Below are 9,427 nucleotides of genomic sequence, written 5' to 3'. Positions count from 1 at the left end.
CAGGCACACCGAATAAGGCATGAGCCGTGCCTGCCGTCGAAATGACAAAGCACAACCCAGCCCGAACCGGGAAGTGATGTTTCAAGGGATTGGCCACTCCGGGACCGTCCGCGTAGACACGTGTCCGGTGCTCCCAGCCGAGCGACTAGAGAACACTACGCCCGTCCGGAGCCTGAGGCAACCCGGTGCCGGGCACCGTCCGCGTGCAGAGCGAGCGGCCGGCCTTCACGTACTCGCCGTTCGGGTGGTCGTTGCCGGTGACCCACTGCCGGGCCGTGGCCTCGTCGCGGCCACCGGCCCGGTGGCGCTCGACCAGGCGCTCCTCGCGGAGGCTGTCGTCGGTGTCGACGTACCAGAGCTCGCGCATGAGTCGGCGGGCGTCCGGCCAGGGGTGTTCGGCGGCGGCGAGGTAGTTGCCCTCGGTGACGACGAGGCGGGCCTGCGGCGGCACGACATGGCGGGCGGCGACGGGTTCGTCGAGGCGGCGGTCGAAGTCGGGGACGTAGATGGGCTGGAACCGGTCCGCCGCGACCCGGCGCAGCAGTGCGACGTAGCCGTGCGCGTCGAAGGTGGCGGGCGCGCCCTTGCGGTGGGTCAGGCCGAGCCGGTCCAGCTGGGCGGCGGAGAGGTGGAAGCCGTCGAGCGGGAGGTAGGCGGCGCTGCCGGGTCCCTCCCGGCGCTCGACCTCGGCGACCAGGTACCGGGCCAGGGTGGACTTGCCGGCGCCGGGCGGGCCGGCAAGTCCGAGGATGGCGCGGGCATTGCTGCCCGGCCCCCGGAGGAGGCCGAGCGCGAGGGTGATGAGGGTGTCCTCGTTCATGGCCGCACCCTACTGATCCCGGCGCGGCCGGCCTCAGCGGGCGGCGAGTGCGGGCGTCTCCAGGGTGAGGGTCCCGGCGTCGGCGTCGAGCAGGGCGGGCAGGCCCAGCGGGACGGTGAGGGTGGAGGGGCAGTGGCCGAAGCCCAGCTCCCACAGGACGGGGACGCCGAGCGGCCCGAGCCGGTCGAGCATGAGCTCCCGGACCCGCTCGGGGCGGCCGCAGCCCTCCCAGGAGCCGAGGGCGATCCCCGCGACCCCTTCGAAGGCGCCGGAGCGCAGCAGTTGGGTGAGGAGGCGGTCGAGCTGGTACGGATGCTCGTTGACGTCCTCCAGGATCAGGATGCTGCCGGCGTAGGACGGCCGGCCCGCGGGCGTGCCGCGCTCGGCGGTGAGGACGTGCACGCAGCCCCCGGCGGTGATGCCGCGGGCCCGGCCGGGGACGAGGGCCGAGGCGGTGGCCGAGGTGAGGACCGTCGTGGCCGAGGGGTCGAAGAGGGTGCGCCGCAGGTGCTCGGCCGTCGGTCCGTCGGCGATGAAGGAGGCGCCGGAGCTCATCGGCCCGTACAGCGTGGCCACGCCGAGGCGCTGGGCGAAGGCCTCGTGCAGGGAGGAGACGTCGCTGAAGCCGACCAGGACCTTGGGCGGGGCGGCGCGCATCGCGTCCCAGTCGAGCAGGTCGACCATGCGGTGGACGCCGTAGCCGCCGCGGGCGCAGATGACGGCGTCGACGGTGGGGTCGAGCCAGGCGGACTGGAGGTCCGCCGCCCGGTCCGCGTCGGTGCCGGCCAGGTGGCCGAGGGTGGGGTGGGTGTCGAGGACGTGCGGGGCGACGGTGACCCGCAGCCCCCAGGAGCGCAGGATCGCGCACCCGGCGGTGAGCCGCTCGGGGTCGATCGGGCTGCTGGGGGCGACCACGACGACGTGGTCCCCCGGACGGAGCTGCGGCGGGCGGGTCAGCCCACGGCCGGGCGTGGTCGGGTACTGGTCCATGGCCGGGATCCTTCCAGGGGTGCGGGTGGCGCTGTGGGGAGGGGTGACGCGCGCTCAGACCGGCCGGAGCCGCCCGGAGGTGGTATGCCCCGTTCGGTTCAGACCGATCCCATCACCGCCCTGACCTCGGCGAGGGTGGCGTCGGCGACGGCGTTGGCCCGTTCGGCACCGTCCCGCAGGACCTGTCGGACGTATCCGCGGTCGGCGGCGAGTTCCTCGCGGCGGGCGCGCATCGGGCCGAAGCGTTCGTTGACGGCCTCGGTCACCGTGCGCTTCAGCGCGGCGGCGCCGCCGTCACCGATCTCCTCGGCGACCAGTTCCGGTGCGCGGTCCTGGCAGAGCGCCGCGAGCAGGACCAGGCTGGAGACCTCGGGCCGGGCGGCCGGCTCGTAGGTGATCCGGCGGTCGGTGTCGGTCCTGGCGCCGCGGATCAGCCGGGCGGTGGCGTCGGCGGTGGCGGAGAGCGCGACGGCGTTGCCGCGGCTCTTGCTCATCTTTCCGCCGTCGGTGCCGAGCAGCATGGGGGCGGCGGACAGCAGGGCGTCCGGGCGGGGGAAGACACCGGTGCCGTCCGGGTGCGGGTAGCGCTCGTTGAAGCGGCGGGCGACGGTGCGGGCCACTTCGAGGTGGGGCAACTGGTCCTGGCCGACCGGCACGACGTTCGCCTTGCAGAAGAGGATGTCGGCGGCCTGGTGGACGGGGTAGGTGAACATCAGCCCGTTCACCACGGACTGGCCGGAGTGGGCGATCTCGTCCTTGACGGTGGGGTTGCGGCCCAGTTCCGCCACGCTGACCAGACTGAGGAAGGGGAGCAGGAGCTGGTTGAGGGCGGGGACGGCGCTGTGGGCGAAGATCGTGGCGCGGTCCGGGTCGAGCCCGGCGGCCAGGTAGTCGAGGACGAGGTTCTCGGTGTGCTCGGCGAGGCGGTCGGCGACGTCCCGGTCGGTGATGACCTGGTAGTCGGCGACCACGACGAACATCTCGGTGCCGAGGCGCTGGAGGCGGACCCGGTTCTGCAGGGTGCCGAAGTAGTGGCCGAGGTGGAGCGGGCCGGTGGGGCGGTCGCCGGTCAGGACACGGTGGGCGCCAGGGTCCCGGCGGATCAGCTCGTCCAGATCTGCGCCGGGCCGGTCGACGGTCGGATGGTCGACGGTCGGCCGGTCGACGGCGGGATGGGTGGCGGTGGCGGCGGGGACGGGGACGGTGGTGGTCATCGGATCTCTCCTCGGAACGGCGGTGGCGGCGGCCGTCCGGGGTTCCGGGCCCGTCCCGTCGGAGAACGCGACAGGGCCGTCCATCCGGACGGCCCTGTTCAGGCGTGGCTGGTGGCCGTCCTAGGACGGCCACCAGTCGAGACCTGCGAAGCGCTTCATGCGTTCGAGGATAGCGTCAGTCCTCCACGACCAGCGCGGGCGTTCCCGCGTGCAGGGTCTCGCCGCGGAAGAACTCGGGCCGGAACGCGGCGTAGCAGGTCATCAGCACCGCCCCGAGCAGCAGGATGCCGACGCCGATGACGAACACCGAGCCGATGCCGAGGACGGCGCCGCTGCCGTACTCCGGGTCCCAGGCGTCGGTGAGGGTCTGCAGGAAGACACCGGCGAGCAGCACCCCGCCAAGCAGGGGTGCGAGGCCGCGCAGCACGAGGTTCCGCGGGCTGGTGCGCAGCGAGGCGCGGAAGTGCCAGACGCAGGCGAAGGCGGTCAGGGCGTAGTAGAAGCAGATCATCAGCCCGAGCGCCAGGATGGTGTCCTGGACGACGTTCTCGCTGATCAGGCTCATCCCGACGTAGAACACCGCGGTGGCGGCGCCGGCGGCGACCGTCGCGTAGCCGGGGGTGCGGAAGCGCGGGTGCACGGTGCCGAAGCGCGGCGGCACGGCCCGGTAGGAGCTCATCGCGAGCAGGGTGCGGGCCACCGGGATGAAGGTGGTCTGCAGGCTGGCGGCGGCGCTGGCGACCACGGCCAGGAAGAGCAGGATGCTCCACGGCGAGCCGAGCACCGGCCGGGCCAGCGCGGAGAAGACGTTGTCGGCGGTGTCCGGGTTGCCGAGACCGGTACCGGTGGCGCCGACGCCGGCGAACATCTGGGCGGCGATCGCGACCAGCAGGTACGAGCCCACCAGGGTGACCATGGAGATCATCGCGGCCCGGCCCGGGGTCTTGGCGCTGCCGAGGGTCTCCTCGTTCATGGTGAGGCAGGTGTCCCAGCCCCAGTACATGAAGATCGAGAGCGACAGCCCGGCGGTGAACGCGCTGAACGAGCTCACCTGGAGCGGGTCGAGCCAGGAGGCGGAGAAGCCGATCGAGTGCGGCAGGTCGCCGGCGGCGGCCTTGCCGATGGCGATGACCGAGAAGAGCACCAGGACGGCCAGCTGGAGGCCGACCAGGCTGTACTGGAACCACTTGGTGGCCGTCATCCCCCGGTAGCTCATCGCGGTGGCGGCGGCGATCAGCACGACCACGGTGAGCAGGTGAACGGCCTTGTTGTCGTTCAGTTCGGCGATCCCGCCGCTGCCGGTCATCTCACCGAGCATCAGGTAGAGGAAGTCGGTCGCCACCCCGGCCAGGTTGGAGAGCACGATGATGGTCGCGACCGTCAGGCCCCAGCCCGCCATCCAGCCGACCCGGGGGCCGAAGGCCCGGACCGTCCAGCTGAAGGACGTGCCGCAGTCCGGGAAGTCCTTGTTCAGCTCCTTGTAGGCGAACGCGACGAGCAGCATCGGCAGGAAGCCGGCCAGGAACACCGCGGGCATCTGCACGCCGACGGCCGTGACCGTCGGGCCCAGCGTCGCGGTCAGGCAGTAGACCGGGGCGACCGTGGAGAGGCCCAGGACCACGCTGCTCAACAGGCCTACCGAGTTCCCCCGTAGGCCCTTGTCCCCCGCTGCCCCCGCCGCCCCCCGGTCGGGGACTCCACCACTGGCGCCACTGTCCGGGGCGCCCTGCGGAGCGGCGGGCGCCGTTGCCCGTCCGCTGCTTCCGTGCTCTGAGAGCTGCTGATCAAACACCTGCGCACCCTAGGTGGAGGCGTCGAAGGTTGTGTAGGCCAACCCTTGGTGATCTGAGCCACTCGCTTCGATTCCTTCGCCACAAATGGAGACTGAGCAGGGGAATCACGGCAGTGAGACTCATGTACCTTGGTTTCCAAGGACCGAGGGCGATTTGATTTATCCCTTATGTCATGGGTTGAGACGATTTCTCCCCGCATTCCGAACCCTCGATCGATCCGGTCCGAACCGTCGGATAGGTTTGCCTCACCTAACATCGATCGATCGAGAAGGAGCGTCGCGTGGCCCCCCACCCCGCCGACCGGACCCTCGTCAGCCGCACCCCGTCCCGCCGGCGGTTCCTCGCCGCCGGGCTCACCGGTGGTGCCGTCCTCGGCCTCGGCGGGCTGCTCACCGCCTGTGGCAGCTCCGGCGGAGCCGCGAGCGGGTCGGCGCAGGCCTCGTCCGGCTCCTCGCCGAACCAGAAGTCGGTCAAGCAGGGCGGCGACGACTACGCCGCCGTGATCGAGAAGATGAAGGACTTCGGCACCGACGCCGCCCCCGGCGTCTACCCGCGCACCGTCAAGCACGCCATGGGCGAGACCGTCATCCCGGCCAAGCCGGTCCGGGTCGTGGTGCTGGACACCGGCGAGCTCGACAACGTCGTCGCCCTGGGCATCCAGCCGGTCGGCGTCGTCTACACCGACGGTTCCAAGAGCATGCCGGCCTACCTCAAGGACGCGGTCGGCAGCCCGGCCGCCGTCGGCACCGTCAACAGCCTCAACCTGGAGGCCATCGCCGCGCTCAAGCCCGACCTGATCCTCGGCAGCCAGCTGCGCGCGCAGGACCAGTACGCGCAGCTCTCCAAGATCGCGCCGACCGTCTTCTCACTGCGCCCGGGCTACCCCTGGAAGCAGAACTTCAAGCTCAACGCCGCGCCGTTCGGGCTGGAGGCGCAGGCTCAGGCCCAGCTCGACGCGTACCAGGCCGCGGCCACCGCGATCGGCGCCGGGCTGGGCGACAAGCGGCCCACCATCACGCCGCTGCGCTTCATGCCCGGCAAGACCCGGCTCTACGCCGAGCTCTCCTTCATCGGCACCATCCTCACCGACGTGCCGCTGCCGCAGCCCAAGATCGAGCAGGTCAAGGAACTCGCGGTCGAGATCAGCCCCGAGCAGATCGACAAGGCCGACGCCGACTGGATCTTCTACGGCGTGTACGGCAGCCCCAGCTCCACCAACCAGGACGCGGTGCTCGGCGGCGCGCTCTGGAAGACCCTCGGGGCGACCAAGTCCGGCCAGGCGCGGCCGGTTTCGGACGAGACCTGGTTCCTCGGGCTCGGCGTCCTGGCGGCCAATGCCGTGCTGGCCGACCTCAAGGGGTTCGTCGCACCGGGCACCTGAGCCCGGACCGCACGGCGGGCGGCACAGCGGGAGCGGAGCTGACCAGGGCGGTGTCCTCGCACACACCCGCCGGTAAGGCGCTTGGAGCTGGTCCCGGCGTGCGGGAGGATCATCGGGACCGTACCCCGAAGGGCACCTGCCGATGACCACGCTCCATCAGAACGCCGCCGACCTGCCCCCGTCCGGCCCACCCACCGCCGGCGCGTCCTCCGTCGGCGCGCTCGCGGTCGGCGTGCCCGGGGGCGGCGTGCCCAGGGGCGGTGCTGTGGCCTGCGCGTCCCACGGGTCCCACCGGACGCCTGCCACCGAGGGCATACCGGGAACCGGGGCGAGCACCGCAGCCGTGGACTCGCGCTGCACGCTGGCGGCCCCGGCCGGCGACCACGGTGCCGGCGGGGCCTCCGCCGACGGGTCCGTGCCGCGGCCCCGGGGCGGTGGGGCCGACGGGGAGGACGTCCGGGACTCCGGCACCGGCGCTGCTGAAAGCCCTGGTGAAGGCGCCGGTAGACGCGGTGTCGGCGGCGATGGCGGCGATGGCCCGGGTGGCGCCGGGCGTGCCGTCGACGCGAACGGACAGGCGGCCGCCCGGCTCCGCGCGGGGCTGGCCGACCGGCTGCGCACCGCCCACGGCCAGGGCCGCTCGCTCGCCGAGCTGGCCGCCGCCTGTCGTCGGCCGGTCGCCGAGGTCCGCGCGCTGCTCGCCGAAGCCCTCGGAGGCACCGAAGCGGGAGCGGCGGACGGGCCCCGGACCGCGTCGACCACCGGCCCGGAGGCGTTCGTACGGCTCCGGGCGCCGGAGCCGACGGAGGAACGCAGCGTCCCCGTGCTCCGGGCCGCTCAGGCGGAGCTGCGGACCGTCCTGTCCAAGCGGCCCTCCCCCTCCCGGCGGCTACGCCGGATGCACCCGGAGGCCCCCGGACCGGACCGGCTGCTGGAGGCTTCCGGCGCCGGGGCCGCCGCTCCTGCGCTCCTCCTGCCGCCGACGACCCCAGACCCGCTCGTCGGGGCGGCGGGGCCGGTGGCCGGCGCCGGTGGGGAGGCGGACGGTAACGACGGGAGCGCCCCCGGCGGGAGCGCCGAGACGCCGCTGGGCATCCTGATCGGCAGCACCCCCCAGCTCCCCGAGGCCGTCGGCCGCCCCGAAGAACGGCGGCCGGTCCGGGTGGCGGCCGAGCCCGTGCGCATCGGCCGCGGCACCAGTCTGGTGATCCTGCCGGGCTGGCGACCCGCCATCGCCGTCTCGGTGTCGACCGACCACCTGCTGTCCGCCACCGGCCTCGCCCTCGACCAGCTGGCTTCCGCGCAGCTCTCGGTGCTGATCAACCCCGGCGCGCTGCACGACCGGGAGCTCGACCTGCACGGCTGGCAGGTCGGCCCGGCCGGGCGGGCGGGCCGACGCGGCGGGCAGCAGCAGCCCTCGTAGCCTGCGGGGGACGGGCCGTCGGGAGCCACCGGGCCGGCCGCCAGGGGCGCCGCCTCGTCTAGGACGCCGAAGCGGCGGGCGCGTCAGACCCTCGGCGCGTTCGGGACGTAGCCGAACTCGACGGGCACCGGCTCGCGGCGGTCGGCCAGCCAGCCCTCCCGGACGTCGGCCAGCAGCTCCGCGAGCCGAGGCGGCCAGACCGCGTCGGCGCCTTCGTCGGTGAGGTCGTCGGCCGTCCACCAGCGCCAGTCGAGGATCCGGTCGGCGGCGTGCATCGCGCTGAGGTCGCCCACCGGCTCCCGGTGCGGCCCGCTGGTCAGGTAGATGTGCTCGTGCTGGCGGACGGGTATGCCGTGCCAGGTGAAGTCGTGTTCCCAGGTGCAGAGCAACGGGCCGGGTTCGAGATCGGTCCAGCCGGTCTCCTCCCAGAGCTCACGACGGGCGCCGGTCCACGGCGTCTCGTCCTTCTCGATGCCGCCGCCGGGCATGGTCCAGTGGACGCCGACCTCGCTGTTGTCCGAGCGGAGGAGGAAGACCGACCCGTTCTCGTCGAGTACCACCGTCCGGGCGGCCTGCCTCGGGGTTCGCTTCGCGCGTTGCCACAGATTTCGCATCGGGTCACCTTCCCAGTTCGGCCCGGCTGCGTCGAACGGATTGCGGGCGGGTCGATGGGCGGGCGGCGTCGAGCGGACGGTGGGCCGCGGGAACGGCATCGCCCCGGCGGAGAAGGGGTGTTGGCACCGCCGGAAACGGCCGGTGGACGTAGCCTGACGCCCATGCCCGCACCCGCGCTCCTCTTCCCGGCCGACCCGCTCAACCCGCACCGGCCCGATCCGCACTTCGCCTGGGAGGCCCGTGTCCTGCGGGGCCTGGGTGGTGAGCTGTACCTCGTCGACCACGACGCACTGCTCGCGGGGAACGCGGAGGAGGCGGTCCGTCAGGTACCGCGGGACTGCGGCCCGCTCTGGTACCGGGGTTGGATGGTTCCGTCGGCCGACTACGCGGCCTTCGCCCGGGCGCTGGCCGGGCGCGGCGCCCATCTGCTGACCAGCGCGGCCGGGTACGCCTCGGCGCACGAACTGCCCGGCTGGTACGGGGTGTTCGAGGGGGCGACACCGCCGAGCGTCTGGATTCCGGTGCGGACGGCGGCCCGGCCGGAGCCGGCGGAACTCGCCGCCGCCGTCGAGCGGCTCGGCGGGCGCGGTCCGGCGATCGTCAAGGACTACGTGAAGTCCCGGAAGCACGAGTGGCACGAGGCCTGCTACGTCCCCGACATGGCCGACCTGGCTGCCGTCGGGCGGGTGGTGGCGCGCTTCGTCGAGTTGCAGGGCGAGTACCTCACCGGCGGCGTGGTGCTGCGCCGGTACGAGGAGTTCCGACGGGCCGGGGGCGCCGGGAGCGGGCGGAACGGGACCGGGCAGAACGGGAGCGGCGGGAACGGGGACGGGCCGGAGGAACCGGGGGAAGGCGCGAGCGACGGTGCCTCCGGGGCCCGCCGGGGCGGGGACGAGCGGGCGGTGGAGGCCCGGGTCTGGTGGCTGGACGGCGAACCCGTGCTGGTCGGTCCCCATCCGGACACGCCCGGCCAGTCGGCCGAACCGGACCTCACCGACGTCCGGCCGCTGGTCCGTGCCCTCGGCTGCCGCTTCGTCACCACCGACCTCGCCAGCCGGGCCGACGGCTCCGGCTGGCGGGTGGTGGAGGTGGGTGACGGTCAGGTCAGCGACCTGCCGCGCGGTATCGACGCCTCCGCGCTGCTCACCTCGCTGATCGCGGCCTGACGCCGGTTCGGCGCGACGGCCGGGC

Annotated in this window: 8 protein-coding genes; 3 read left to right on the top strand and 5 right to left on the bottom strand. The window is 73.3% G+C overall.

Going from position 1 to position 9,427, the window contains the following annotated elements:
- Window positions 1-145: 145 nt before the first annotated feature.
- From ABT263_RS29610 to ABT263_RS29595, 4 genes are all read right to left on the bottom strand, one after another.
- Entirely contained in the window at window positions 146-820 is a 675-nt protein-coding gene (locus tag ABT263_RS29610; protein ID WP_352294977.1) for a nucleoside/nucleotide kinase family protein, read from the bottom strand.
- A gap of 33 nt (window positions 821-853) precedes the next feature.
- Entirely contained in the window at window positions 854-1,810 is a 957-nt protein-coding gene (locus ABT263_RS29605; RefSeq protein ID WP_352294975.1) for a S66 peptidase family protein, read from the bottom strand.
- A gap of 98 nt (window positions 1,811-1,908) precedes the next feature.
- Entirely contained in the window at window positions 1,909-3,024 is a 1,116-nt protein-coding gene (gene trpS / locus ABT263_RS29600) for a tryptophan--tRNA ligase (RefSeq protein ID WP_352294973.1), read from the bottom strand.
- A gap of 175 nt (window positions 3,025-3,199) precedes the next feature.
- Window positions 3,200-4,657, bottom strand: a complete 1,458-nt coding sequence (locus tag ABT263_RS29595; protein WP_352294986.1) for an APC family permease — start codon at window positions 4,655-4,657, stop codon at window positions 3,200-3,202.
- Window positions 4,658-5,097: 440 nt separating this feature from the next.
- On the opposite strand from ABT263_RS29595, the gene ABT263_RS29590 reads away from it, so the two are divergent.
- Window positions 5,098-6,198 (top strand): ABC transporter substrate-binding protein, encoded by a 1,101-nt coding sequence (locus ABT263_RS29590; protein ID WP_352294971.1) that lies wholly within the window; start codon window positions 5,098-5,100, stop codon window positions 6,196-6,198.
- 142 nt (window positions 6,199-6,340) lie between these two features.
- The gene (locus tag ABT263_RS29585) at window positions 6,341-7,621 is read left to right on the top strand and encodes a hypothetical protein (RefSeq protein WP_352294969.1); all 1,281 of its coding nucleotides are present in this window, start codon (window positions 6,341-6,343) and stop codon (window positions 7,619-7,621) included.
- Window positions 7,622-7,704: 83 nt separating this feature from the next.
- Here the strand turns inward: ABT263_RS29585 and ABT263_RS29580 are convergent, their stop codons facing one another.
- A complete protein-coding gene (locus tag ABT263_RS29580) occupies window positions 7,705-8,235 on the bottom strand; it encodes an NUDIX hydrolase (protein WP_352294967.1) in 531 nt (176 codons plus the stop codon).
- A gap of 162 nt (window positions 8,236-8,397) precedes the next feature.
- On the opposite strand from ABT263_RS29580, the gene ABT263_RS29575 reads away from it, so the two are divergent.
- Window positions 8,398-9,402, top strand: a complete 1,005-nt coding sequence (locus ABT263_RS29575) for an ATP-grasp domain-containing protein (RefSeq protein ID WP_352294965.1) — start codon at window positions 8,398-8,400, stop codon at window positions 9,400-9,402.
- Window positions 9,403-9,427 lie beyond the last annotated feature (25 nt).

Origin of the sequence: Kitasatospora sp. NPDC001603, assembly GCF_040298365.1 — a bacterium.
GTDB lineage: Bacteria > Actinomycetota > Actinomycetes > Streptomycetales > Streptomycetaceae > Kitasatospora.
This window is presented reverse-complemented; position numbering and strand designations above follow the sequence as displayed.

Bases quoted from the DNA above. Each gene is read 5' to 3' on its own strand.
- ABT263_RS29585 (WP_352294969.1), top strand. From the start codon at position 6,341: ATGACCACGCTCCATCAGAACGCCGCCGACCTGCCCCCGTCCGGCCCA.
- ABT263_RS29610 (WP_352294977.1), bottom strand. From the start codon at position 820: ATGAACGAGGACACCCTCATCACCCTCGCGCTCGGCCTCCTCCGGGGG.
- ABT263_RS29580 (WP_352294967.1), bottom strand. From the start codon at position 8,235: ATGCGAAATCTGTGGCAACGCGCGAAGCGAACCCCGAGGCAGGCCGCC.
- ABT263_RS29575 (WP_352294965.1), top strand. From the start codon at position 8,398: ATGCCCGCACCCGCGCTCCTCTTCCCGGCCGACCCGCTCAACCCGCAC.
- trpS (WP_352294973.1), bottom strand. From the start codon at position 3,024: ATGACCACCACCGTCCCCGTCCCCGCCGCCACCGCCACCCATCCCGCC.
- ABT263_RS29605 (WP_352294975.1), bottom strand. From the start codon at position 1,810: ATGGACCAGTACCCGACCACGCCCGGCCGTGGGCTGACCCGCCCGCCG.